The sequence below is a fragment of the Gracilimonas qinghaiensis genome, assembly GCF_046602855.1.
In the GTDB taxonomy this organism is placed as follows: domain Bacteria; phylum Bacteroidota; class Rhodothermia; order Balneolales; family Balneolaceae; genus Gracilimonas.
Genome location: NZ_JBKINJ010000001.1, coordinates 1,167,539 through 1,193,743, shown reverse-complemented (window position 1 = coordinate 1,193,743; position 26,205 = coordinate 1,167,539). Strand labels below are relative to the sequence as shown.

The 26,205-nt window shown below is 36.0% G+C and carries 27 protein-coding genes; 16 read left to right on the top strand and 11 right to left on the bottom strand.

The genetic code is table 11. The features are described from left to right. Position 1: 1 nt before the first annotated feature. The 3 genes from menD to ACKGJO_RS05340 form a co-directional block, all read right to left on the bottom strand. Positions 2 to 1,711, bottom strand: a complete 1,710-nt coding sequence (gene menD / locus ACKGJO_RS05350; protein ID WP_411322373.1) for a 2-succinyl-5-enolpyruvyl-6-hydroxy-3-cyclohexene-1-carboxylic-acid synthase — start codon at positions 1,709 to 1,711, stop codon at positions 2 to 4. After that, entirely contained in the window at positions 1,698 to 3,164 is a 1,467-nt protein-coding gene (locus tag ACKGJO_RS05345; RefSeq protein ID WP_411322372.1) for an isochorismate synthase, read from the bottom strand. Before ACKGJO_RS05345 ends, menD begins: the two co-directional genes overlap by 14 nt. A gap of 162 nt (positions 3,165 to 3,326) precedes the next feature. Further along, the gene (locus ACKGJO_RS05340) at positions 3,327 to 3,602 is read right to left on the bottom strand and encodes a DUF4290 domain-containing protein (RefSeq protein WP_411322371.1); all 276 of its coding nucleotides are present in this window, start codon (positions 3,600 to 3,602) and stop codon (positions 3,327 to 3,329) included. 177 nt (positions 3,603 to 3,779) lie between these two features. On the opposite strand from ACKGJO_RS05340, the gene ACKGJO_RS05335 reads away from it, so the two are divergent. Together ACKGJO_RS05335 and ACKGJO_RS05330 are read left to right on the top strand one after the other, a co-directional pair. Continuing rightward, the gene (locus ACKGJO_RS05335; RefSeq protein ID WP_411322370.1) at positions 3,780 to 4,766 is read left to right on the top strand and encodes a PLP-dependent cysteine synthase family protein; all 987 of its coding nucleotides are present in this window, start codon (positions 3,780 to 3,782) and stop codon (positions 4,764 to 4,766) included. A gap of 39 nt (positions 4,767 to 4,805) precedes the next feature. Then, positions 4,806 to 5,123, top strand: coding sequence for a DUF3467 domain-containing protein (locus tag ACKGJO_RS05330; protein WP_411322369.1), 318 nt, complete (start codon positions 4,806 to 4,808; stop codon positions 5,121 to 5,123). 60 nt (positions 5,124 to 5,183) lie between these two features. Here ACKGJO_RS05330 and ACKGJO_RS05325 read toward each other — a convergent pair whose 3' ends face one another. From ACKGJO_RS05325 to ACKGJO_RS05315, 3 genes are all read right to left on the bottom strand, one after another. Next, positions 5,184 to 6,266, bottom strand: coding sequence for an LptF/LptG family permease (locus ACKGJO_RS05325; RefSeq protein WP_411322368.1), 1,083 nt, complete (start codon positions 6,264 to 6,266; stop codon positions 5,184 to 5,186). Continuing rightward, positions 6,263 to 7,705 (bottom strand): LptF/LptG family permease, encoded by a 1,443-nt coding sequence (locus tag ACKGJO_RS05320; protein ID WP_411322367.1) that lies wholly within the window; start codon positions 7,703 to 7,705, stop codon positions 6,263 to 6,265. The genes ACKGJO_RS05325 and ACKGJO_RS05320 overlap by 4 nt, the downstream gene beginning before the upstream one ends. Positions 7,706 to 7,926: 221 nt before the next feature. Beyond that, positions 7,927 to 9,051: a tyrosine-type recombinase/integrase gene (locus ACKGJO_RS05315; protein ID WP_411322366.1), complete on the bottom strand. Its 1,125-nt coding sequence runs from the start codon at positions 9,049 to 9,051 to the stop codon at positions 7,927 to 7,929. Positions 9,052 to 9,376: 325 nt separating this feature from the next. Here ACKGJO_RS05315 and ACKGJO_RS05310 point away from each other — a divergent pair, with 325 nt between their 5' ends. Next, positions 9,377 to 9,583, top strand: coding sequence for a hypothetical protein (locus ACKGJO_RS05310; RefSeq protein ID WP_411322365.1), 207 nt, complete (start codon positions 9,377 to 9,379; stop codon positions 9,581 to 9,583). 261 nt (positions 9,584 to 9,844) lie between these two features. Beyond that, complete coding sequence (locus tag ACKGJO_RS05305) at positions 9,845 to 10,573, top strand: hypothetical protein (RefSeq protein WP_411322364.1); 729 nt, start codon at positions 9,845 to 9,847, stop codon at positions 10,571 to 10,573. 51 nt (positions 10,574 to 10,624) lie between these two features. Here ACKGJO_RS05305 and ACKGJO_RS05300 read toward each other — a convergent pair whose 3' ends face one another. After that, positions 10,625 to 11,026, bottom strand: a complete 402-nt coding sequence (locus tag ACKGJO_RS05300) for a hypothetical protein (RefSeq protein WP_411322363.1) — start codon at positions 11,024 to 11,026, stop codon at positions 10,625 to 10,627. Between the two features lie 531 nt (positions 11,027 to 11,557). Here ACKGJO_RS05300 and ACKGJO_RS05295 point away from each other — a divergent pair. From ACKGJO_RS05295 to ACKGJO_RS05285, 3 genes are all read left to right on the top strand, one after another. Beyond that, on the top strand, positions 11,558 to 12,262 hold the full coding sequence (locus ACKGJO_RS05295) for an SH3 domain-containing protein (RefSeq protein ID WP_411322362.1): 705 nt from the start codon (positions 11,558 to 11,560) through the stop codon (positions 12,260 to 12,262). A gap of 92 nt (positions 12,263 to 12,354) precedes the next feature. Next, positions 12,355 to 12,603, top strand: a complete 249-nt coding sequence (locus ACKGJO_RS05290; RefSeq protein WP_411322361.1) for a hypothetical protein — start codon at positions 12,355 to 12,357, stop codon at positions 12,601 to 12,603. Next, complete coding sequence (locus ACKGJO_RS05285) at positions 12,603 to 12,767, top strand: helix-turn-helix domain-containing protein (protein ID WP_411322360.1); 165 nt, start codon at positions 12,603 to 12,605, stop codon at positions 12,765 to 12,767. Before ACKGJO_RS05290 ends, ACKGJO_RS05285 begins: the two co-directional genes overlap by 1 nt. Positions 12,768 to 12,824: 57 nt before the next feature. Here ACKGJO_RS05285 and ACKGJO_RS05280 read toward each other — a convergent pair whose 3' ends face one another. Then, the gene (locus ACKGJO_RS05280; RefSeq protein ID WP_411322359.1) at positions 12,825 to 14,354 is read right to left on the bottom strand and encodes a hypothetical protein; all 1,530 of its coding nucleotides are present in this window, start codon (positions 14,352 to 14,354) and stop codon (positions 12,825 to 12,827) included. Positions 14,355 to 15,826: 1,472 nt separating this feature from the next. Here ACKGJO_RS05280 and ACKGJO_RS05275 point away from each other — a divergent pair. The 9 genes from ACKGJO_RS05275 (at position 15,827) to ACKGJO_RS05235 (ending at position 24,065) form a co-directional block, all read left to right on the top strand. Further along, the gene (locus ACKGJO_RS05275; protein WP_411322358.1) at positions 15,827 to 16,474 is read left to right on the top strand and encodes a hypothetical protein; all 648 of its coding nucleotides are present in this window, start codon (positions 15,827 to 15,829) and stop codon (positions 16,472 to 16,474) included. A gap of 265 nt (positions 16,475 to 16,739) precedes the next feature. Continuing rightward, positions 16,740 to 17,384 (top strand): hypothetical protein, encoded by a 645-nt coding sequence (locus ACKGJO_RS05270; protein WP_411322357.1) that lies wholly within the window; start codon positions 16,740 to 16,742, stop codon positions 17,382 to 17,384. Between the two features lie 433 nt (positions 17,385 to 17,817). Continuing rightward, positions 17,818 to 18,711 carry a hypothetical protein gene (locus tag ACKGJO_RS05265; protein ID WP_411322356.1) on the top strand — a complete coding sequence of 298 codons (894 nt, stop codon included), beginning with the start codon at positions 17,818 to 17,820 and terminating at the stop codon, positions 18,709 to 18,711. A gap of 180 nt (positions 18,712 to 18,891) precedes the next feature. Next, entirely contained in the window at positions 18,892 to 19,560 is a 669-nt protein-coding gene (locus ACKGJO_RS05260; protein WP_411322355.1) for a hypothetical protein, read from the top strand. Positions 19,561 to 19,971: 411 nt separating this feature from the next. Then, the gene (locus ACKGJO_RS05255; RefSeq protein WP_411322353.1) at positions 19,972 to 21,063 is read left to right on the top strand and encodes an AAA family ATPase; all 1,092 of its coding nucleotides are present in this window, start codon (positions 19,972 to 19,974) and stop codon (positions 21,061 to 21,063) included. A gap of 1 nt (position 21,064) precedes the next feature. Further along, a complete protein-coding gene (locus tag ACKGJO_RS05250; protein WP_411322352.1) occupies positions 21,065 to 21,376 on the top strand; it encodes a hypothetical protein in 312 nt (103 codons plus the stop codon). A 263-nt stretch (positions 21,377 to 21,639) separates the two neighbouring features. Beyond that, on the top strand, positions 21,640 to 23,022 hold the full coding sequence (locus tag ACKGJO_RS05245; protein WP_411322351.1) for a BspA family leucine-rich repeat surface protein: 1,383 nt from the start codon (positions 21,640 to 21,642) through the stop codon (positions 23,020 to 23,022). Positions 23,023 to 23,165: 143 nt separating this feature from the next. Then, the gene (locus ACKGJO_RS05240; protein ID WP_411322350.1) at positions 23,166 to 23,387 is read left to right on the top strand and encodes a hypothetical protein; all 222 of its coding nucleotides are present in this window, start codon (positions 23,166 to 23,168) and stop codon (positions 23,385 to 23,387) included. Between the two features lie 189 nt (positions 23,388 to 23,576). Beyond that, complete coding sequence (locus ACKGJO_RS05235; protein ID WP_411322349.1) at positions 23,577 to 24,065, top strand: GIY-YIG nuclease family protein; 489 nt, start codon at positions 23,577 to 23,579, stop codon at positions 24,063 to 24,065. 159 nt (positions 24,066 to 24,224) lie between these two features. Here the strand turns inward: ACKGJO_RS05235 and ACKGJO_RS05230 are convergent, their stop codons facing one another. From ACKGJO_RS05230 to ACKGJO_RS05220, 3 genes are all read right to left on the bottom strand, one after another. Then, complete coding sequence (locus ACKGJO_RS05230; RefSeq protein ID WP_411322348.1) at positions 24,225 to 24,779, bottom strand: hypothetical protein; 555 nt, start codon at positions 24,777 to 24,779, stop codon at positions 24,225 to 24,227. Between the two features lie 12 nt (positions 24,780 to 24,791). Continuing rightward, positions 24,792 to 25,346, bottom strand: a complete 555-nt coding sequence (locus ACKGJO_RS05225) for a hypothetical protein (protein ID WP_411322347.1) — start codon at positions 25,344 to 25,346, stop codon at positions 24,792 to 24,794. Positions 25,347 to 25,540: 194 nt separating this feature from the next. Beyond that, entirely contained in the window at positions 25,541 to 26,164 is a 624-nt protein-coding gene (locus ACKGJO_RS05220) for a recombinase family protein (protein WP_411322346.1), read from the bottom strand. Positions 26,165 to 26,205 lie beyond the last annotated feature (41 nt).

Here is a 26,205-nt window from a genome sequence, read left to right as displayed (position 1 = left end):
ATCAGTTCTGAACTTTAAAATTCCACAGGTCATGTCGTTGTCTCATGGACTCATCCGGACCCGTCATAACTTCCATTACGTGGAATCCTTTTTGGGTGATCAAGCTTTCAAATGTAGGAATGATCTGTTCAGGTCTTGATACAAGGGTATGATCAACACTATGAGCCCTGCATAATGCAGCGATCTTCACATTATGGGGTGTTTCAAAATATGGGGAATATTTATCTTTTAGCTGGAATACCGGGAGCATTCGGAAAATGGTACCACCACCATTGTTCAGGACAACAACAACGAGGGGATGTTGTACTTTTTTTGTGAGCATTAGGGCGTTGGAATCGTGGAGAAATGCGATGTCTCCGGTAAACAGTATTCCCGGCTTATCCTGAGTAACACTCAAACCGATTGCAGTCGAGGTTATCCCATCAATTCCGGCAGCACCGCGATTTACATAGATCTCTTTTCCATCAAATTCTCCAAATAGGGAGATATCCCGAACAGGGAAGGAGTTAGATGCCATTATAAAAGACTTCTTGGGTTGAGTTTCCAGGATCTTAGAGAATACGTAACCATCTGAGATAGGGGTGGAGGGATGGAGTTGGTCATCCCGGTGGATCTTAAAAGCTTTTTCAGTTTCTTTCCACGTTTTCAGCCAGTTTTTACCGGCCACTCCGGAGACATCAGATATCTCCAAAGGCGCTTTTAGAATAACCTGTTTGGATGATGATAAGCTGCCGTCGATCCATTGATTTGGATTCATAAAGCTGATCTGCAACTTATCTGATTGTTTATCCAGATAATTATTCAATGCCTTACTCACCGGCTGCTGACCGAATCTGAGTATGAGGTCGGCTTCAAGGTTATTCCAATTATCAGAGTTTCTTAAAAACCCGTCAAATCCTTGTATGGTATGGCGCGAGGAGGGGGCCATGGAACCTGGTTCAGCTAATACTGGTGCATTCAAGGCACGAGCTAAAGGTGTAATAAAGTCCAGTTGATCGAATTTGGAAGTAGGGCCAACCACGATCAATGGTTTTTCTGCAGAGATCAGATCTGACCAAAAGGTCTCACCCATTTTCATGGTGCCAGTTTCGTAGGTATATTTTGGCAGGGGTTTTCGGGATCGTTTTTCGTTTTCGAATTCAACCTGTCTCAGATAATTTGGATCGGGTTCAAAGGGCTTGGAAAAGGGAAAATTTAGATGAGAAACACCGGAGTGTTCAACTGACATTTGTACGGCCTGAGTAGCGGCAAGCCCTAATCTCTTGTGGTTCCGATCACTGGAATCCGGTTCTCCTACGTCATGATAAAATACAGGGAAATTGCCGAATATCTTTTGCTGGTCGATGGTCTGGGAAGCCCCCAATCCCTGATAATGGGGGGGGCGGTCTGCACTAAGTATGATCAAAGGAATGCCTGAGTAAGCAGCCTCGATCACAGCAGGATAGTAGTTGGCAAGAGCCGTACCCGAAGTGCAAACCAAAACGGTAGGGATACCGGTTGATTTAGCAATACCCAATGCAAGAAATCCGGCAGAGCGTTCATCAACGGCAATATGTTTTTCAAATCCCGAATGAGCTGAAAAAGCAAGCGTCAGTGATGTAGACCTTGAGCCGGGTGAAATTACGACGTGTACAACGCCTTGCTCATAAAGTGCCCTGACAAAAGTAGTACTCCAGTAAAAAGCCGAATTCTGAGGTTCATTTTCTAGCATATTCCAACGCAGTTAACATGGGTATAAATTTCAAATTTGTCTCCTCCCATTCTCTATGGGGATCAGAGTTCTCTACAATACCACATCCTGCGTAAAATCTCACCTCATTATTTTTCAATAATCCGCTTCTGATGGCAACTACAAACTCTCCATTTCCATGGGCATTGATCCAGCCAACAGGGGCAGCATACCATCCGCGATCAAAATGTTCCAGCTTGTTTATGTATGGCATGGCAGCATCGCGCGGATAGCCACCAACGGCAGGGGTTGGGTGCAATTTAGATAAAACCTCAGTTCTTGATACACCATCTTTAATTGTGGCATGAACCGGAGTGTAAAGATGTTGTACATTCGACAGTTTCTTTACATCTGGTGAAACAGGATGCTCAAACACATCGGAATATTGCTGGAGGTTCTCTTCGATCGCATCAAGCACAAATGCATGTTCGTTCAGGTCTTTCTGGCTGTGCCGTAAACGGTATTCAAGTGCGGCGTCTTCAGAGGCAGTCTTACCTCTTGATATGCTGCCGGCCAGTCCTTCTGTTTCAATATCTCGATCGTGAAAGGAGGCAAGTCGTTCAGGAGTTGATCCTAAGAATGCAGTTTCACCATCGTGACTTATCATAAAGGTGTAGCAGTCGGGATACTGATTTCTGAGTTGATTTAATATTCTTGTTGCTGAAGCAGGTTGGTGTAGCTCAATCTTCAACTGCCTAGCCAGCACGATCTTTTTAAATTGGTCTGCTTTAATAAGGTCTGTTGCATTCTCAACAGAGTCCACCCATTTGTTGTATTCATCAGAAGCTTTTTCAGGCGCCTTTATACGGGAGTTGAATGAAGTATCTGTATTGGTCTTATATGTGCCAGCATCACAGATCTTCTCAAGTTTTTTTATACAGCTCGAAAAGGCATTAATGTTCTCAGATACATCTTTGTCGTGATCAACCTTTTTAGTGATCGTCAAAACTGTTAGGTCACCTTTTCTCACCAATAGCCATTCTGGAAGAGTAAAAGAACCTGCACCGAATTCTCTCCATTCCTTGCCAATATTATGGTCAAAAAAGGAAAATCCACCGAGTAAGTGTACTGATGCCAAAGAATGTTTTAATTCAGAAATATGGTATACGTTGTTCAGAAGACTCTTTCCCTGATCAGAAGCATGTCTGAAACGCTGCTCACCGGTTGTTTTTATGCGATGAATGGCGCCGGCTGCTGCCATGGAGAAATTCTCTGATGGTTTCTCCCAATAATAATGGAAAGTGTCTGCTTTCTCATTTTGTTCTAAAACGGCCAGGGGGTCTACAGTAGGAATCTGAATTGAAAGGGAAAGATATTCAAAAATACCATTCGGTTCATTCCTGACTAGTTGAATGGCTTCTTTCAGGGCAAGTGCGGTTATTTGCTCGCTGAAACATTCCTCAATAGTTCCTATTTGGGGATTCTCAGAATCCATATGCTACCTGTTTAGTTTTCAATATAAAATGAAAGTACGGAATTTAATAGCAATGTAAAACTATTTTTAGTTCCGTATCTAAACAGACTATTCAATGATGGAAAAAATAGTGAAGAGCTTAAGCCATTGGGATAGATATGATTAGGAGATCATATCGAGAATCTATTCTGCGTCGTCATCCTGTCCGTTGGCATAAGGATTGTAAATGCCATATTCAGTGGGGTCGTATTCAGCCAGCTTAAAAAAGTGTTCCCAGGCAGCTTCACTTTTACCGCCTTTGTCCACCCAGGTTGGATGACTTTGTTTAATAAGGCCGACTACACGCTTTGCGTAGGAAACACGTTCTTCAGTATCCTCGATACGTGGCAATGCTGCTATCATCAGATCAAGGTTGTAGCCGCAGTCAAAATCTTTTGGTTTTTCTTGGTGTATGAACATGTGGTAAGATAGGTTTTATTTCGGCTCGAAAATAAGCGTTAAAACAGATATATGTAAATAATATCTGTATTTAAATATCTGGAGTGACATAAACCGGAGTTTGTGAATATTCTTAAGTGTGTGGACTAATTATTTCTTAGTTTTAAGACAGTAAATCAATCAACACAAATTATAAATATGTATCTGAACTCCATTCTGGAAGCGGTTGGCAATACTCCGCTCATCAAACTGAATCACGTAAATGGTAATTCAAAAGGCACCTTACTGGCTAAGGTTGAATATTTTAATCCGGGCCACAGTATCAAAGACCGCATTGCTATCAAAATGATCGATGATGCAGAGGAAAAGGGGCTTTTGAAACCGGGTGGGACCATTATAGAGGGAACTTCAGGAAACACTGGGATGGGACTGGCTTTAGTAGCGGTAACCCGTGGTTATAAGTGTGTATTTACTACTACTGATAAACAAAGTAAGACGAAGGTTGATCTATTGAAAGCTCTTGGAGCAGAAGTGATCGTGTGCCCAACAAATGTAGAGGCAGATCACCCCGATAGTTACTACTCAGTGGCAAAACGGCTAAGTGAGGAGATCGAAAATTCATATTACCCGAATCAGTACGATAACGAAAGTAACCTGATAGCTCATTATGAAACTACAGGTCCTGAGATCTGGGAACAGACTGAGGGTAAGGTAACACATTACATAGCGGGGATGGGTACAGGCGGTACAATATCCGGTGTTGGGAAATACCTGAAGGAGAAAAATCCTGACATCAAAGTGATCGGTATTGATAGCTTCGGTTCTGTTTATAAAAAATATTTTGAAACCGGGGAGTTTGACAAGAATGAGATCAAGCCTTACATGACGGAAGGCATCGGTGAGGATATTATTCCTGGTACCATAGATTTTGATTATGTAGATGAGGTAATACAGGTGAATGATAAGGATTCGGCACTTATCACCAGAAGATTGGCTCGTGAAGAAGGATTACTGGTAGGTTGGTCGTGCGGTGCTGCTGCCAAGGGAGCTTTGGATTACATAAAGGAAAACCCATTAGGAGAAGATGACGTCTTAGTGATTATAATGCCGGATAGTGGTACACGTTACATCCATAAAGTGTATAATGATGAGTGGATGAAAGAACAAGGATTTTTGGACGAGTAACATCCGCAGTCAGAATTTAAATTCTAAAGAAATAAGAAAATGGATAAGAAAGATCAGACAATGAACCCCGGTCAAATGGAGATTGAACTCAAAGAAGATGAAGCTACCGGGACCTATTCAAACCTGGTGATGATCACTCATTCTCCATCTGAATTTATATTGGATTTTATTGCAGTTATGCCCGGACTTCCTAAAGCTAAAGTGGTAAAAAGAATGATCCTGACACCAGATCACGCAAAACGTCTGGCCAATGCCCTCAACGATAATGTTTCGAGGTATGAAAAGGAACACGGGGCCATTAATTCCAATGATAAGGTGGATATGCACATGTATAGAGGTCCACAGCCGGAAGCGTGAGAACTTAGAATATTCAATATTCACTGTTCAATTTAGAACTTATTAAGATGAATGTTGGAGTTACTTTTTGGCTTCCAACAGCAAGCCTATTCCAAGAAGAAAGAAAAATATATGGGGCAGGGTGGCTGCCAGCTCGGGGGACAGTGTGCCATAATAACCGAAAGGTTCTATGATCTTCATAAATGCCAGGTATAAAAAGCTTATGGTTAAACCTGCTGCCAGATAGGCACCCTTACCGCCTCTGCGACGGACACTGGCGAATGAAAAGCCCACAATGATGACCACGATGATTGAGAAGGGATAGGCAATCCTGCCAAAGAGCTGAACCTGCGGAATCTCGATGCCACCGGCACCGCTTCGTTCGATGGAAGCAATATAATTAAAAGCTTCTTCATAGGTCAGCTGATAAATATCTGAGGTGGTTCTTGCCAGATCCCTAGGAAAAGCATTGATCACCGTATCTTTGGTTGTATAGGACTCTTCGGTATAACCCGTTTCATTGAAAACTAACTCTTTAACCACTTCCATCTGCCAGCTTTGGGTCGAGTCGATCCAAACCATACGGTTGGCATTGGTGGTTCGGCTGATCTTGTCCCCTTCAAATTCTAACAATCTAACCCGATAGGCTATGTTCTTATTACTATCGAAATAGTTTACCTGCAGTTTTGTGCTTGGCGAAGGTTGCCTGTAAATATCATTTTGATCGATCTTTTCAGACTTATTTTTAAGGTACCTTTCCTCAAAAGCGATCCTTTCGGCGTTTGATTTAGGTATCACATTTGCGTCTAGGTAGCTTATCCCAAGAGCGCAAATTACAGCAAATACTAAATAAGGCACTATCAATCGGTATAAACTCACACCCGCTGCTTTCAGGGCTGTGATCTCTAGTCGGTCGGATAATTGTCCTGTGAGAAAAAGACACGCTACAAATACAGCCACAGGTATAACGAGCCGTGTCATTTCCGGAATGTAGTTGAGATAGTAGTTCTTAAAGATCTGCCCCATCTGAGCTCCCTGATCAGCAAAGTCATCACTATTCTCAGAAAAATCGATCATAATGAATATGAAGATCAGCATGAGCAATACGAATACGGTAATACTTAGCAGTCGAGAGAATATGTATCGGTCAAATCGGTTTATCACTGTTTTCTGAATATATCTTTAAAACTGAAGCCTGTTGAAAGGTGTATGATTAGATAAATACCGGCTATGGATAGCAGGATATTGAAGGTCCACATACCTACAAAAGGTGTGACATGGAGCCGGTCAGCTAGCTTTTCTCCCTGTATCAAGGAAACCCAGTAGAATGTAAGTACCACAGTACTGATCAATGCAGCGTAACCAAAATTGCCGCGTTTGGTCATAATGCCAACAGGGGCTCCAAATAGAATGAAAACCACGCAGGCAAAAGGGATGGATAGTTTTTTATGTATCTCGACCAAATATCTCGCTATCCTTTTTTCGCGCCATTCCACATTGGCTTTGATTGATTCTATCCGGCCGCGGTATTCACGGACTTTTCGGGTTGACTCATCAACCAACCGTCTCTGCAGATCCGCTTTGTCAAAATGATTGACCATAACGTAATCAGATTGATAGCCGGGAATAGTATCAAGATGTGAAGGCATCACAAGTTCAGATGAGAAAAAGGATTCTTCACCTCTGTAGACTTCTGTTGGGTAAAGAGGTTTGTCGGTTATCAGCATTCCGAGCTGTTGATCGATCTCTTTTTTAAGTGAGTCAACCACAGCGAGCATGGCCCGGGAACTCATGGTCCGGTCACTTTTATTGCGCTCATCTGGATCGGATCTCATAAAGGATAGATCTGAGAGATCCAGCGTCATGATGTGTTTATTGAAAGTATTTCGTTCAATGACTTCCTTATTATTTCTTCGGGCCTGAGTGTGTTTTAGAGTGTTTCCGTTAATTAAGTGAAGGTCTAATGCCTGATCTCCTTTACTCACCAACATACCTTTATCAGCGGTAATGATCATCCTATCTCTGTTATTTTCAGGATCCTGAAACAAGGTGATATTGTACAGGCTATCGGTGGTTCCGTCGATCTCTTCCACCAGAAAAGTGTAACCTTCAATACCATCATAAAAGATATTTGGTTTGAGGTCGAAACCCGGTTTTTTGACCCTGATATCAATAAATAGTGAGCGAGCCTTTTGATTTGCTTCAGGCAATACATTGTTAGAGAACCAGGCCAGCCCAACAAACAGCAGGATGGAAGTTACAAGAACCGGTCGTATGATCTTCAGTGGGTTGATACCGGAGGCGCGTAAGGCCGTGAGTTCATTCAGTTCAGAAAATTTACCATATGCCATTAAGGTGGCTACCAGCACAGCCATAGGTGCTGCCAAAACGACCATATAAGCCAGGTTGGTAATAATAAGCTCTAAAATTACAGAGAGCGGGATATCCTTGCCTATCAAGTTATCGATGTGAAGGATCAGAAATTGCATCAACAACAGAAACATCAATGTAAAGAAGCAGAAGAAAAAAGGGTTGACATGCCTTTTAAGCAGGTCGATCTGTAATTTATTTATTTTTGATGCCACAATACTACGTTCGGTCATTAGGGGTTTTAGCAGAAAAATTGCCTCTGTGTTGATTGAGAGCCAAAAAATTCATTTATGATAACATTTTCAAGATACGAAGGTGGATACATTTCTATAATCGTACCCATAAAGGTTATAGAGCCTGATTTTGGAGCTTTCCAAAAAATGATGCTTCACCCTATGTTCACCTAAATTGGTGAATTCACCTATTTTTATACACATAGTGTAAAACATGGTGTCTAGTTATTTCTTTTATAGAATTCACTTATTTCAGGCTTCATTTGTTTGTTCACCATACTAGCATAAATCATGGTGGTTTGATAGTTGGAATGACCAAGCTGTTTCATAATGAATTGAACAGAGAAATTATTGTTCATCAACCAACATCCATGGGAATGCCTGAAGTCATACAAACTTATTTTCTTGTCAGGTTTGAAAGTCTTCAAGACCCTTTTAAAAGTGTAGAAGACTGTCCTTAGATAATCTCCTTGTTCATTCTTCCATTCACGAGGGACAATATAGTCATCAGAAGCCTTACCTTTGATAACTTTTTTCATGTACTCATGAGCCTTTTTTGGGAACCACACAGTCCTTTCTTCATGGGTCTTGGTGGGGTGGTTCTTGCCAATAGTTATCCATTCACCTTCAAAGTCAATGTCTTTCACTTTGATGTGAGCTAGCTCCTCTGTTCTCATCCCTGTATAAAAGTAAATAACCATGTACTGCATGTGGAGCCAATACTTATGCTTTCTACTGCCTTCCTGCTTCATGCCCAATTCATAGAACTTCCAAAACTCATCTTCTTGAAATATTTCATAAGCCTTTTTTGCATTCCTTTGATTCCTAGTGCCAAACTTCTCAAATGTTGGAGTGTATTTGTAGTCATGCTTCTTTTCAAGGTAGGTATAGACATATCCAAACATAGCTAGGTAAGCATTCTGTGATGTGATGTTGTCTGTCTTTTCTTCAATGTACTTAATGACATCAGCTTCAGTGATAGTTTTCATCAGTCTATCTGTTCCAATCCAATTCACAAAACTCATCAGAACTGATTCTCTAGACAGATAGGTTTTCAAAGCAAGCTTACCTTCTATAGTATTCAGGTAAAGCTCCACAGCTTCAAGAATTGTGATCCCACCATTTAGGTCAAAAGAATCAAAAGGGTCATAGGCAATATCATCAGCATTGTGAACAATGTCTTTGGCTTTTATTTCCTTGATGAGATTCTGAACTTCTTTCTTGGTGTACTTGTCCACAGGGAATGATTTCTGTTTTCTCTTCTCTGTGATCTTATGCTTGTACCTGACTACCCAATTATTTCCATTGTTGCTCTTCTTTGGAGTGTATATGTAGTAGTTATTCATTGATTTAGCATTTGTTATATTTTATTGGGTATAAAAATATAACAAATATATATGACACTTAAGTACAATAATCAGAAGTGCTTATAAATAACATGAATCAAGAAAAGGTGGGTGAACCTGTAAGTTGTGAGGTGTTCAGGACTATAATTTTACCACCACAGACTAGGAACCACCACTACCTGCTTACCTAACTAAAGTCCCATAGTCTGCATGCTTTTCTTTTTCAAGGCTCTTAGAATCAAAATCTGACAAGAACATTTGTATTTGAAATACAAATTCTAATCAGTTAACCTACCCCTGAATTACAATCAAATTATTTCGGGTTATGACACTATCAAAAAAAGTAGTTACCACTCTTTTCTTATCCATAATAGTCACCACAATTTCATTTGCTCAAACTACTCCTGCTAAATATATCTGTGACAAGGTTGATGGGGAATTAACAAAGTTCACTGAAGAAAGAAGTTTTGTTGGAGACACTTACAAATGTTCTGTGAAGGAACAATGGGACATGATGATAATGAGTGAGTGAGATAAATGGACTGATAATAGAAGATGATTACTTTGGTAGAGCTAAAGAGTGGAAAAAAAACTTATGTGGACTCAGAGTACTATTCAAGAAGATCATTCAACTTTGATGCAGGGGAGTACTTTATTGTGAATTTGTATGTTCCATTTGAGCAGAAAACAAATCATTTCTACATAGCTGAGTAGTTAACCTGAAAATATTTTGTAAGGAATTGCTCTGAGATTGCTCTTACTACAAACATCCAAACAATAAATAAATATCACTATGGAAAGGTATTTTATTGATACTTCAGGAGTTGACTTAAAAGCAAGAGCTGAAATAGTAGGGAAAGCATTTGAAGTTGCAAAAAAATTAAATGTATCTCATATAATTCTTTGTGTTCCAACATTTGGTGGAGAATGGCTAAATGGAATTTTTGAAGAAGAAGTAAAAGAACAAAGACTAAGAGAAAGAGTACCCATAAATGGTATCGAATTAGGATTGGAATCAAGAAACACAGTTAATGAGTTATTTTTTGATTATGTAATAATCACTATGGGGCTGAGAGCAGATGACTTATTTAATTTTGAGTGTAATAGACATGTAAAAGCAATTCTTGCTTTACCATGGATTAGAGAAGAAATTGATGATTGGGTAAATGGATTTGGTGTAACCGAACTAAGGTCAGGTGTACAGCAAGAAAAACTTCAACTTCCATGTGTTGTTGAAAAAGCTCTTGAAGAACTAACTGAATCAATTAACCTATCAAGTGGGATAACAAATTCTTATGATAATGATAGAGCCAAGACTACAGTACGGGCCCTCAATAAATATAATTATGAGTTGAGTGTTCCTGCAATTAAAGCATGGTTGATTGAACATTATTGGACTCAAGGTGGGATGAATTCATTTACTGAACTCGTTGAAAAAGTCAATAATGGAAAGTATTTCCAAGGTGGCGAAACAACAGGTCTTCAACACTACAAAAACAGGTGGGAAGATGAGTGTAATTAGCTTTAAAGTGTGGAAATAAAAAAGGGAGCCAAAAATGACTCCCTTTCAATCTTACTTATTATGGTTTTTCAGCCTCTTGGATGTCTCTTTTAATAGAATCCTCAATAACTTACTCTTGGTTTTAAACTTAGGGTTGGTAAAATCAGAAGCAGTCTCAACTAAGAGACCCATTGTTCCACCAAGACCATAGACTGAATTCAAATTTTTGAAAATGAATTCTTCATGTATCTGATGGATTGCTTTCAATTCTCTTAAAAGACTTGTTGGAAGCAGTCTGTTGTATTCAACCAACTTGCACATCTCATAGAAACCCTTCTTTTGGAGTTCTTTGAAAGAAATGTTTAATCTCACTTTTAATAAGTGGTACAGCTCTCTTGATAGGAGATTATAATTTTCATCAAGGACTTTCAGATCCTTAATGGTTTTCGGGTTTTTAATTAACTTGGTTTTCATTTTAATTCCTCGTCTTATATATGCTACAATTATATCATTTATACCTTCGTAGATGAGAGACAAATTATGTAGTGCTTCCCGATTATTATCTCCTAAAGAAGTACTGTATAAGTTATGTGTGAGACCACCACACCGCAAATAAAAAACCGATTACTTTTCCACAAATACGGGGACTTATCCACAATGAAAATTATTAACTTCAGATTTATAGAAATAGTTATAAAAATAACTAGAGATATTAATAATGATTCATCCAATTAGTGTCATAAAAGGGTTTATAAGGTATAAATGAGGGGTGGGGTTGAAGTAAAATTCAGCCACAATTGTTTTACAGTAATTGTTAAATGATGTAAAAAAATAAATCTTAAATTTCATTATAAATAATAATATTAGAAGTAATATTTCACATAATAACAGGTGTTATAAAACAGGCAATAAACTTTCTTAACTTACAATTGCAACTATCATAAGTAATTGATAATGTTAGGTAAACCGATTTGTAAGGGTGCAAAACCAACAAAAACAACACTCATGAGATATCTAATCACTTTTCTGCTATTTCTATCACTTCCATTAATTGTCCAAAGTCAGTCCATTGACTCTTTAAATGCTGAAATTGAAGCTTTAGAGCTGAGAGAGCAGAGCATACAGCAACAGATTGACTCCCTGAATGAGAAAATCAAAGATGTCAGATGGGAGCTAGTTAAGAAAAGAAATGAACTTGAAGACATTCAGGATCAAGAAGAAAAGGAACAAATGTTGGAGGAGGGATTTACTGCCACAGTTTCAAGCAGTTTATATAGCATGAAGGAAGAACCAACTGTCTCTGCTAAAAAAATTGCTGATCTTTCAGTAGGAGATGAGGTAATTGTCTATGACTTTTTTCAACGTCCTTATCTCAAAATATCATATAAGGGGCAAGAGGGTTATATAACCCATGGTGCTTTGGAGCAGACAGACTTGTTGGATGAAATAACAGGAGAGACTGAGAGGTTAAGAGAAGAAGATCCTAGATTACCTGAGTTGATTGATAAGTTTGGCAGGGCAACAGCAAGAAAGATAATTAGGGAAGAAGTTTGGATCGGTATGACTGATGAAATGGCAAGAGCTTCATGGGGTAGACCAAGAGATATAAACAGAAGCACCAACGCTTATGGTGTAAATGAGCAATGGGTGTATCCATATGGTAAGTACCTTTACTTTGAAGATGGGGTATTGACCACTATTCAGGAATAAATAACAACTTTTAGAAGCTGAATTTCAGAAACTTTGCGTTGATTATCCATTTGTATTTTATGAATATTCTTCATAAAATAAGATTCAATTAAATGGAAAAAATTATGTCTTATGAAATAACCTGTATTAAAAAAACAGTGGATAAAGTGAGTGGTGAAATTTGTGGTGGAGATCCTGCTGATACTTTCACTCGAAATAGAAAAGACTATGCCATTAAGCTTGCCAAGAAATTAAGCATGAATGATAAATGGCATGAAGTGATGGTTTTGAAATCAACAAGGGATGATCCTGAATACCAAGCATACTTTAGTGATGGTAAATTAAAAGTCAGGATGTTTTAATGAATATCAAAAAGCTTAGAAAGTCATTAGGATTTACCCAAACAGAATTTGCTAAACATCTTGGCACTACTCAAAGAACAGTTTGTGAATGGGAGAATGGTCAATGTCCTGCTTATATTGATAATCTTGCTAAACTTGCTTTAAAAAAAGAGCAAGCCAAATGAATGACTTTCCTTTCTTATTGTCCTTCCGATTTCTCAGGCACCAAGTATAACAGAATTTTAAGCAACAGCATCTAATTTCAGTGGAGCTGTCATTCCATATTTCTCTTTACTTCCCTTTGCCATCTTGGTAAGCAAATTTAGTGCAATGTCTTTGTTTACCATAATTCCATCAAAGATATTCATGAATGGGATATCATGCGTAAGAAGCTTTTCTTCATATGAATGAATGAACTTTGATTCAAACTGAGACATTATGTGACCTAGATTCTTGTGATGATATTCTTTCCACTTCATCATGACCCTGTATACCTCAATGAAATAATCCATGTAAATCTCATCCACTCCAAATCTCTTCCAATTGTATTCATTGCTTTTATTGATCATGGTACTAATATCTTTCTTGAATTTACTTCTATCAGTAGTATCAGGGTCAAACTCCATTAGTACATCATATGTTATTCCTGCCAATGACATGAGTACATACAGGGTTAGTTGTCTTCTCTTTTGATCTTCAAATTCAATCAGATTGGTCTTGGTATCGATATCTAAACCATATTTGTATTTTAAATCAAAAAACAAATCCAACGTCCAATAAAACATTTTTAAAGAATCCTTATCTCTAAGGGCATCTACAAAGACATCAATGAGTTCTTTCTTACTTTTCTTTGATATTTGATGAAGTACCTGGCCCATGTAGTTTACCTGTTCTAATTCTTTCTTGGATAGATCCATCTCTTCAACTAAAACAGTAGATAAGAAATACTGAAATGAGTTGGACAACTCCACAATCTGATGTTCAGTACCTTTGGGTTCAGAGATATGTCTCATGAAGGGTCTGAGTCTCTTATCTGCTAGATTATTATTATGGTAGTCTCTGCCTTCTTTATAAGAGTTATCTGTGTAGAATTTTTTCTGTTTTTTATAATCTTCAGCTACAGGAAGTAGGTCTTCAGGTAATCTATCTTCATCAAGTACCCATTCATCAAAATGTTCTTTTCTTTGCAGTCCAAACTCAGAAGGCTTTGGTTTTGTATTCTCTTCCTTGTACTTGGCTTTCTTCTTATTGTTAAGTGAATCAAAGTACTTCTTAGTAATTCTGAGTCTAAATCTTTTTTGCCATGTATGTTCATCTCTGTAGTACTTAGGATTTACTCTGTACTTGTAGCAACGTGTATAAGCAAGTCCTGCATTAGGAGATACATACTTCTCTCCATCTCTATTATCTCTCTCTATTAATCTATTTTTATAACAGAATTTGAGCAGAAATTTTCTGTGCTCAATGCTAAGTATATCTTGTTGCCATTTGCAACTTTGCTCCCTGAAGTACCAATCAAAATGATAGCTTCCTTCAGTATTGTCAGGATCATACAGACTGCTAAGTAGTATGTAGATCCTATTGGTATACTTCTTTACAAATTTGTTTATGGCTTCTTGCTTGTCCTGCTCTGTCACTAGTTTTTTGTATCTCTCTCTTTGTTTTCTTCTGTCACTGTTCTTCAAGAAAGGGATGTAGTGTTCATTACAATAGTCTTGGAGTAATGGTTTTATGTCTTCTGTTTGTAATTTGTTTATGTAGTAATTCTTCACTTAATGCATCTGTGTGTTTTAAAATTCGAGTTTTATTGTAGTCCATATAGTTTCTGACAGAAGATTTCTCATATTATTTTTAATATCTGCCTTTGTATATGTTAACGTTTGAATTAGGGATATATTGTTGTGACTAAATGAATTTTTCTCATGGACACTACTAATGATATGTGAAAAAAAACGCAGAAAAGCTTCTCTGTATATACCACTTATTACACTGTACATATATATTATATTATATACATAATTATATACTTTAATGAATAATTAGAGAAGGAGTGGAAGATAAAATGATGGGAAACAGAGATAAAAAAGTAGGTAATTCCTCAGATTGGCTAGAAATAAACTATAAAATCCCTGTTTAAAGAAGATAGAGAAGGATTATTGAGGGTTTCAACACTAGCCATCTCAAATTTTGCCATTAACACTGTTAATGATAATTAATATATATATATATAATAGGTATATACTAGTTATTACTACTATACTAAATATTTAAGTTATATGGTATATACTTAATTATTAATAGATAAAAGAAGAAAGAATTACTTATTACTTATTACTTATTACTTATATTAGACTTAAATAGACAATTATAGGGGTAATAATTGGTAAATAGATGTTTAATTAATTATTAATACTAGACTTAAACAAAAGAGTACTTAATTGCAGAACAAAGAATAGATATCTATAATACTATTAATTATGTACTTAAAAAGAATTAAATTAAAATCTAAGTTTAAAATAAAGATATTTAATTAATTATTAATACAGGACTTAGATAGTTAAACTCTCAATAAAACAGGTATAGATCAGTTATCTGTTTGAAGCCAATTTAAGGGGTATTTCAAGTTGAAACTCCAAAAAAGGGGTTAAGAATGACCTATCATTTCCAACCTCAGCAAAGGAAAAGCGCTTCTAAAGAGACTTCACTAAAAAAGGGAGTAAGGATATGGCTACTCAAATTTAAGGCTCTTAGAATTGAAATATAAGGTAAACTTAAATTTGGCTAAAGGAAGTTAAATGATCAAGTAATATTGACGATTTGATAAAGCATATAAGCATTATATATTAAATTATACGTTAAAATGCATATAAATAATACCTAATATTATATTATATATGTACTAGCTCTCATTTTACCATACCTCAAATCTTTTATGTATACATAACAGTCGTTTATCTATTTCCCATCCTTGCGTTCAAAAAAAGCTTCTATATATAAGCATGAATGATTGTTGGGTTATGTTTTTATGCTATTACTGAGAATACACTCGCAATGACTTCTCTATTTATTCAATGATAAGATTATAAAAAAGTATGTAGGAAAGTGCTATCAAAATGATCCCACCATACTTAGGGGAAGTAATTTTTAAATCAGAAGTTACCTGATATAGAAGGTTTTTTTGATTATATAGGCCCGCGCTTGTTTTTCCAATACAAAAGTGAGCATCAATTCTAAATCATTCCAAATGAAAACCTATATAATAGAACTCTATAAAAGACTCATAGAAGCACAGCACCATCTTAGAATTAGCTCTGTAGTACACCAAATGCGTAACGTGGTATCTTACCTCAGCTACCTCATTTCATGCTCTTCAAGACCCATTAAAACGCAAATTCATATTGATTCCAATTCTGTTACTAATTCACTAAATGAAGACAAGAACCTGACAGAGATTTCCAAGATTGAAAAAATTAAGTCCGAAGAATCTCTCGAGGAGTTACTAATGGAGCTTAAAAAGGCAATCGAAGAAGATGAGGGTTATTCGAATGCTTTGGATCTTTTTGATACAGCTATGTTTAACAGCTTGACGCTAGAAGAGTCTTTTTTTCTAATAAATAAAATTCAACTTCTATACGCGGGCTTAGAAGAACCATCACAAGCACAGCTCATAAAGAGTTTAAACCGTAATCCTGTAAAGCAGATCGTCCAATATCCCCCTTCTCTAGACGAACTTATTGATTACAATATTTATGATGAGTATTTCCTTTACCAAGCAAATAAGGATGATGAAAAGCTATATTTCATTAAAAAGAGTGATCTTTTTAAAGTGAAAGAAAACCTCAACTCGTTAGTAAAAAATGAATGGGTTGAGTTTCCTTGGAAATTGAATTGAGAGATTAACTTTTTAGTGAATCCCGTAAAACAGCATTAGTATAAATTTGCTTGTTTAAAATTTTTAGCCTTTTATTAACCCATTAATAATTGTGCAAGTTATACGAATACCTTAGGCAGCGACCATTCGTATAACATCTCAAGAATTACATTATGCGAATCAAAAGAGCCATTAAAGCGTATATGAGCGTTTTCATTCTGTTCGCCCTAACAAACCCCTTGTTCGTATAATATTACGTTAAGTTGATCTAAATTAATGCAAAACAATGAATAAAAACAAAGAGATGAAGTTAGTCGCAACAGTACTACTATTTTTTATTCTTAATTGTTCTATAGTAGCTCAAGATTACAAATACCATAATGTTCTCTTTGGTGGAGATTCGCCTAATGGAGAGCTATTTATAAGTGTGAAAAATTCTATGCTTGATTTTCAGCAACTAGACAATGATGGCGAATATTCGATATTTATTGATACATCTGCGCTTAATTATCACGTATATAAAACTGTCTATATAGGGATGGAGATAATAGTACTTACTAATGATCCCACTACTGTTGTTATGAATGATCTAAGTTTTAATGAACAATTATATAAATCAAAAGATGAAAGAGTAGATGAGATTATTATTGATGGTGAACTTCATTCTATAAAAAGACATCGCTCAGCTTGTTATGAGACTGATGGTAAACAAGATATATATCAAACTATTAGAACATATAAATTTGAATGCACGATAGGTTATCATGATGACGGCACATCAAGTCAGTTAATTCATAATTTTTTTATAAGTGGCAGCGCTAGTATCAAAAACACATCTTCTGAAGATATTTATCATCTAAGTGATGGGATGAGACAAGTTGGAATTGAAGCTTTGTCTTTACATAGGAAATATGACCAAAGCGATAATTAGATATATATTTTTATTAATCATACATCAGCAACCTAACAAAGTAAATTAAGCGGACGCGGACGGGGTTAGGCTGCCTGTTTTCCTGTAAATTCATTTTAGTGACTTTTACTAAATCATAATTTCAGCGCCGCATATTTGCCAAACCGTTATAGGGTTACCATAAAGCTAAATTTCAACAAACTTCTAACTCAATGCCATTATCAAACGAGCAAGAGCGTAAAATAAAACAAAAGCTATCAAGCTATATTCAATTCACGAGTTGTAAATTTTGTAATGGAAACCAATGGACTATCAACAATGAATTGGTTGGATTTCCTATTTTTGATACTGAGCATAAAATGACAGTCGAGGGTTCATTAATGCCAATGGTAGTATTGAGTTGTAATAATTGTGGACATGCTCATTATTTCAGTGCAATGAAGCTCGATATTTTATGATTGTATTTCTTTTCGGTGCTGGAGCATCATTTGGGTCAGGTAATGTTCATCCAATCAATCCCCCGCTTGGAAATAATCTTTTTAATTCTCTTCAAAGATTATTTCCTACGACATGGGGTCAAATCCCTGATGAACTCTCGTCTAAGTTTGAAAATGATTTTGAAAAAGGAATGCATGAAGTGATAAGGAATCACAGCTTTTCTATTGCTCCTCTCATGCAGCATATGGGAATTTTCTTCTCTCGATTTAATCTATATGATGACAAATCCAATTATTACAAATCTTTGGTGAGTCATATAAAAAATGTGTCATTGTTAAACCAAACTGTATTTTCATCGCTCAATTATGAATGTTTATTAGAAATAGCTGTCTCCCAAAAAGGTATTCAAATAAATTACTTTGATGAACCTTCTGATAATTCCGCATCAATTTTCAAACTTCACGGATCTAGCAATTTCAAATCCAATAATATTCAGGCTTCAAGAGGTGTTCAATTTTCTAGTGGCGTATCTTTTGAAGGAGGAATACAAGTAATTCAACCAAGAGATGTACCAAGGGTTTTTAAAGGTAACACTGGGTTATATCCTGCAATGTGTTTATATGCTAAAAATAAACCACTAGCCATTGCTCCTTCTCAAATCAAGGAAGCTCAGAAAAAGTGGAAAGGTATTATTGAGAAAGCAGATAAAGTATTCATAATTGGAGTCAAGCCGAATGTTGAGGACAAACATATTTGGGAGCCATTGGCTAACTCGGAAGCCCATTTATATTATGTTGGCTTGGAAGAAGATTTTTCTAATTGGACAACTGAACATAGATCATATAATTATAAATATTTAGGTTCAACTTGGGAAGAAACCCATGACAAAATATTAAGAGAATTAAACTAAATTCATGTTGCCCTATAACCTACGCATTAAGTGGGAGGTGCCTCACCATTGGCTGCCCGTTTCAATTTGGTCAGTTTCCGCAGTACATTTTAAATCAAATTCGGGGCAACTTTCACCTCTCTTATGCGCAATATCGTTATACTGCCTTAGCTCTATTCATAAAACATTAATATCTGATAAATGGATTATAGAACGTTTCTTAAAAACAAATTCGAAACCGTAGTAGAAAATTTATCAAACAATACTGGGAAGCTAGCCTACTTGAGTTTAACTAGTAAACCTGAAGGTCCTATTCGTGATGAATATGCGTGGTTGTTACAAGAAGAATTACAGAGCAGCACTGATAATTTAATATCAGCACGAGAATATAGTCGATATGATTTAGCGGTCCTTAAAATTCCTGAAAATTCTGAGATCAAAAACGAAGAAGAAGTTAAGCATATCATTGAGTTTAAAGTTGGTTCTGCAGCAAGCTTTCGCGGCGGGCTCCAACAAGCAGATAAATTTGTTAACAGAGTTGTCAGTGATTTTCAAAAAGCCTATGAAAATGATATTGATCTAAATAAAATAACCTCTGCATTTATTGCAGTTGAACCACTACAAGAAATTGATAATAATCAAAGATCATATATTAAATATGCTGCTAGATCAAATATGCTTAGAAAGAAAGTGAACTCAGCTGATGAAGTTGAGTTTGAGATAAGTGAAAAAATGATATCTAAGTTTAAAGAGCGAAAGGAAATTGATTTTATTGATCATATAGCTTCGACAACTGCAGCTTTCAAAAACATTAAAGTAAGATTACATCTAATAATTTTAGGTGCCTTTAAGCAACATTTTAAAGCCTAAATAAACTAAGCAGGCAGTATCCTATATGGATTAAGGAGATGTGCTTAGCCAACTTTTGATGTTTTAGCTCTCCGTTCATTGGTTAAAAATCCTACCTCAAATCTTTTATGTATACTTAACCGTTGTTTATCCATTTCCCATCCTTGCCTTCCAAAAAGCTTCTATATATAAGCATGAATGATTGTTGGGTTATATTTTTATGCTATCCCTGAGAATACACTCACAATCACTTCTTTTCATTGATAAGATTATAAAAATGTAAGTAGGGAAGTGCTATCAAAGTGATCTCTCCATACTTAGGGGGGAGTTTGAAATCAGAAGATTACCTGAATTAGAAGGTTTTTTTGGTTATATAGGCCCCGCTCATTTTTTGACCTCAAGAAATGAGCACCTAACCCTAAATCATATCAAATGAAAGCCTATAACACAGACCTCCCAAAAAGATTTCAAACTGCAAGGAAATACTTCAAAATTCCCGCTGAATCGCACCAAATACACAACGTCATATATGACCATGGCTTTGGCTACAGCTTTCCTTCAAAGCCTATTACGACACAAATACCCGCGGGTACGTATCAGGTTGGATATACAAGGGATCATGATTTTATTCTCTCTAAAACTTCAAAAGTCAATAGAATTGATTCTAATGAATCCATAGAGGATTTGTTAATGGAACTCAATGGGTTTATCGATGAAAAGGAAGTTGATAAAAACCAATTTAAAAATGTCGCACATGAAAAAAGCTACGGCTTTATGGGACGGGGGTATTTCCCGCTTCATGAGTACAATAGTTCATTAAATAGTGTTTATGAAGAACTAATTCTGTTTCTGAACAACAAGGAGTTTTACCAAAAATCTGAATTGGGATTTAAAAGATCAGTCTTGCTTTATGGGGACACGGGGGTGGGTAAAAGTCGTTTCTTGGATTGGTTCTCTAAATCCATGATAAAAGAACTCGATGCAATCGTTATTCGACTGAACAATTCAGATGATATAGATCGACTAAACTCACATGGTCTTAATACACTCAATCGTGTTGCTAAAAATCGCTTAATCATCTTCTTGATTGAAGAACTTTCATCTTTAGTTGGTTATCGACAGAGTCATCTTGGGCTTCTAAATCTCCTCGATAATCCAATATTGAGAGATAACGTGCTTTTCTTGTCAACTACCAACAATCCTGAAAAAATTCCTGCTAATATCATTGCTCGTCAGCAAAGACTAGATGTGCTAGCAGAAGTTAACCCCAAAGATAACAGCGATGATTTTGTGGATGCTTTCTACGAATTTGTATTTCAGGAGGAGTTTCCGCCCAAATACAAAACATCTGAGTGGTATGAAAAACCATTGACTCCTGCAGCTCTTAAAGAGCTATTCATATATGCGCAGATGCACCAAGTAGACCTTGATGCTTCCTACCAAAAGATAAAGGAGAGGGAGAGGCTCGTGAAAGATAATTTTGATAGCAGAGATCCCGTAGGGTTTAGTTTGTTTGATGAATAGTATGAGTCTAGAAGATTGTTTCCTTCTGATATGGGAGATCCAAGTCTTATTTGAGGGACTAGAGCACCCATCCCAATCGCAGCTCTTTGTGTCTTTGAACAGAAATCCCGTCAGAAGGATTATAAAATATCCACCTTTGTCTCCGACGGAAATAAAGAATTATCCTGATTACGAAAATTATTTTTTGTATCAACCGATAAAGGATGATGATAGAATCTACTACATACGTAAAAATGATCTATTCAAGGTTAAGAAGAACCTTCGTGCTTTGGTGATCAATGAATGGATGATCTACCCGTGGAAGCTCAACTAGTAATGTCATAAAGTTGAATAAGCTCGCCAAAGAGCTTAGATATTCAATCAATTGTGTTGGGTTCTGAACTTGTTCATAAATATTAAGAAGTATTTTGTGCCTTAAAAGCTGCTAAAAAGTAATTGGCAGTTTTATTCTAAATATCTACCCATAAATACCTGTCAAACAGACATTTATTTAAATTGATTATTGTACCTTTTATACATAATCAAGAAATACGTGTCTCTTTGGGCAGTCATCTTTATAAATCCATTTAAATAATCATGAGAATTCAATATTTCTTTTCGGCGGTATTAATTTCACTTTTGGCAATAACATCCTGTTCAACAGATAGCACACCCATATATCAACTCACTGTCAATGTAGATCCTGCAGAGGGAGGTAGTGTTAGTCCGACAAGTGGAGAGTATGAAGAGGGAGAAACTGTTGAAATTACAGCATCAACAAATGAGAATTGGGTATTTGAACGGTGGCAAGGGGATCATACAGGTACTTCCAATCCTGCGTCTGTCACAATGAACGCAGATAAAAGTGTAACAGCAATTTTTTTAGAACCATTTGTCCTTGCTCCAAATGGTATTACAGTTCGATGTCCTAATGCTATAATCGGGCAGGTTAGTGTAATCAATGACATTGAATATGAGGCAGTGGATCGTGATTTGCTAATTCAAAGAAGAGATGAAGAAGCTGATTTATCTAAAGTTTGTACGAGTTTGGTAAATGATATGAGTTCTTTGTTCTTAGAAAAATATCATTTTAACCAAGATATCAGTAGTTGGGATGTGTCTTCAGTTACTAATATGAGGGCTATGTTTTATACGGCTTTTGATTTTAATCAGGATATTGGCAATTGGGACGTATCTTCAGTTACTGATATGAGAATGATGTTTGGTCATACTGCTTATTTTAATCAAGATATCAGTAGCTGGGATGTGTCTTCAGTAACTAATATGGGGGCTATGTTTAGAAATGCTGGTTTATTTAATCAGAATATTGGAAGCTGGGATGTTTCTTCAGTTACTAATATGGAAGATATGTTCGGAACTGAGAGAGATATTGTAAAAGGTGCTTACTCATTTAATCAAGATATTAGTAGTTGGGATGTGTCTTCAGTAACTAATATGAAAGGTATGTTTTATAGCGCAGAGTCTTTTAATCAGAATATTGGAAGCTGGGATGTGTCTTCAGTAACTAATATGAGCGATATGTTCAGAGAAGCTCATTCATTTAATAAAGGTATCAATAGTTGGGATGTTTCTTCCGTTACTGCTATGTACGGTATGTTCAATAAAGCTGGTAATTTTAATCAAGATATCAGCAATTGGAATGTATCTTTAGTTACTAATATGGAGGGCATGTTTAGACAAGCTAGTTCATTTAATCAGTATATCGGTAATTGGGATGTATCATCAGTAACTAATATGAGATATATGTTCATCAGGGCTGGTTTATTCAATCAGGATATTGGCAATTGGAATGTATCTTCAGTTACTAATATGGAAGCTATGTTTTATAACGCTGGGTCATTTAATCAAAATATTTCAAATTGGTGTGTTTCGAAGATAGCTTCAAAGCCCACTGACTTTGCTACAGGAAGTGCTCTCATTGAGGCAAACAAACCAATATGGGGCACTTGTCCACAATAATGCCTTTGAATTGACTAAGTATTAATAAATTGTTTGAAAATCGATATTTCGAACGATAGAAAATTAAGCAATAAGCGGTGACAGCATCTGTCACTGCTATGCTATAAGTTAAAGGCACCTCATAAACTTAAATCGGGAGTATCATGAGTGCTTTAACTTATTTAATTGGTTCAACTACGCTATTCTTCATAGGCTTTTATTTGGGGTTTGATAAAGGAATCAGAAATGGTCGAAGTGAGGGGTTTAATGATGGAATACAGGTTGCTTTACAAGAAGTGGATCGGTTAATGAGAGGGGGTTTAAAAACACCGTTAGATTGGGATACTGCACGTCAGCTAATGCAAGAGAAAATGAGCAAGAACTAAATTCAATAGAATTAGTTCAGCTATAGCTGTAGATTGGACAAATAACTAATAAAATTTGAATAATCTATAGATAGCATTTAAGTATCTATTGACAATAAAACTAAATATTAGAGATTTGCTATGTCTTTAAGTCAGCTGTCTTTTTTTTGTGAGGACTATAATGAGTTATCTGTAATTGAAGATTATGAAATGAAACAGCATAATCTACTTAAATGTAATTATTGTGGCTCCGAAAATTATTTCAAAAATGAAATACAGCATGTCTATATAAGTGACAGTGATAAAACAGATCTACTTAAGATAGGAATGTCTGCAAGAGATCCTCAAGAGAGAATTAAAGAATTTAGCAGGGCAACATCTTCAGTCAATTGGAATTTAGCTGTTTACTATAAAACACTATCATCTGTCGATTTAGAGAAGGCAATTTTTAACATACTAAATAGCTATAGGTATGAGTCTAAGGAAATGTTTGAAATCGACCTATACAAGGTTATTGAAATTATAAACGATGCATTAGGAATTTTGCCTAATCATCTTCGTAAAGATTTAGAATTTATTAAAGAGGATTTTGAATTGCCTCTATATCATCGGGATAAAAAAGTACAACGATCGAAAGATAATGCTGTTTTGAAAGATAGCATGAATCAAAGATTTGATGTCAATAAACCACCTAAATAGTTAGAGAGCCTCAGGTTTGCTCAATCTCATTTCTGTAGTATTTTTCTGCAAAGTTTCTTGCCTTATTGAACTCACTAAAAAAATCAAGAGTCATTGAAATTCTATCTTCAAAAAGCATATAAACACTTATTAGTAGAAGTTTTTTATACCAATTAAAGATCACACATCAATCCCTTGAAGCATACATAAAAGCTGTTTATTTATTACTTCATGCTCTTCTTCAACTAAATTATTATAGTTCTCGACTAGTTCATAATACATCTCATGACCATCGATTTCTGCAATGGATTTGATGTTCGGCAGGTACTGCTCAATGAATTTATTACTAATGATGGGATGTATTACATTCATGATCTCAACAGTTTGATCTGATAAATTGTATTGAGATAAGTTTTGAAAAATTAATTTAATGTACTGATTAAGTAGTCGCGCGGTATAACTGTACGGATTGTTCTTTTGGATCTTCAAATTGTCCATATATAGTGGAAATAGTGACTGATGCAGGTTCTTTACTATTTGGTCATAAGTCTGATCATATTGATGTAAACTTTTTGATGTTAAGAGTTCTTGAATATCACACTCGAGAAACTTTGCAAAAATCGGTTCTTTAGTTCCTTTCTTAAAGATCCCCATAGCCCCCGACTTATATATAAAGTCGAGAGCATTCGTGGAGAGTTGCTTGATGTGATTAGTTAATGGCTTTTCTAAATTCATTTTTGTTGTTATTTATATGTTTAATTTTTTCATAAGGGGGACTACTAACTCATCATATTTATCTGTTTCAGATTCTACTATTTGTCGGTATTCATCCAATACTAATTTATATGTGGTTTGATCTGTGATGCCCTCAGTCGACTTTATCCCCGTAATCATAAGATTCAAGAATTCTTGACTCATTACGGGGTGCTGCAATTGGATAATGTTTAGTATCGTTTCAGAAGGGATATAAACTTTGCAAGCACTTACTGCAGCTCTCAGGTAGGCATTTAGTAAATTAGCTGTATCAGGATATTGGCGAAAGACAGCTACATATACATCGTCCTCATAATAATGGACTATCCTCTCGTGTAGCTTTGGTACAAAATCAAAGTAGTATTCATCAAATTGCTTCTCACTTTCAACTTCAAAAATTTTATATAGGTCTACGCCTCTCAGTAACGCAGCTACAACTTCATGGGAGTCCTTATCAAAATGACTTAGCTTTCCTCTCTTTATGAGATAATCCGTTGCTATTCTTGCTGCATCCTCAAATAATGGTGGTATAAATTTTTCTTCAATCATAATCCTGTTTGTTTACTCTTAATTATAATCGAAAAAGATTTTAGGGGAGGGACTGGGGGTAAAAAGGAGTTTTTTATTAAAATTAGAGTATGATCCGAATCAACACAATTCTGAAAACTGAAATCATTTGTTAAAGCCATACCTGTCCCCTTAAGGACGAGGTGTTAATAAAGACCCGATAAGAAAAATCAGGACTAATTTACTTCAGTAAAATACTCCTCATTTAATGTCTTTCTAACTTTATCGATGGTGGAATAGCTACATCTACATCGATGGGATATTTCTTGAGTGGTATAGCCGTTATCAAGATCTTTTATAATCATCTGAGTTTTAGGTTTATTCAAAAACTTCTCTCGACTTTCAGATGTACCTACTTTCCTGCCTCGGTATTTCCCTTCCATTTTACTTCTCTCGATGCCTTCTCTCTGTCTCTCCCTAATCATTTTTCTTTCAAAATCTGACATAGTGGAGAGGATGGAGATCATCAGTTCGGAAAACATATCTGTATTTCCATCTTCATTCAGATTTTGAAAGTTGGGATTTCTACAAACTAATCGTATTCCCAATTCTGTCAGTTCTTTCCATAAATTGAGTACTGAGAGTGTATCTCTCCCAAGGCGGTCGATAGAGTGAACTTCTAAATGAGTAAGTTTCTCTTGATCAATCAGTGTTTTGATTTGAGAACCCTTAGGTCTTTCCCATAGTGGAATAGATCCACTACATTTATCAGTGAAGACATAGTCAAACTCATTGAGATTTTTCAACTGCCTTGAATCATTCTGATCTTGAGTAGAAACGCGGGAATAAAAGACTTTCATTTGTTACTATTTAAGGGTGGATTTTTTCAGGGCCTTAAATA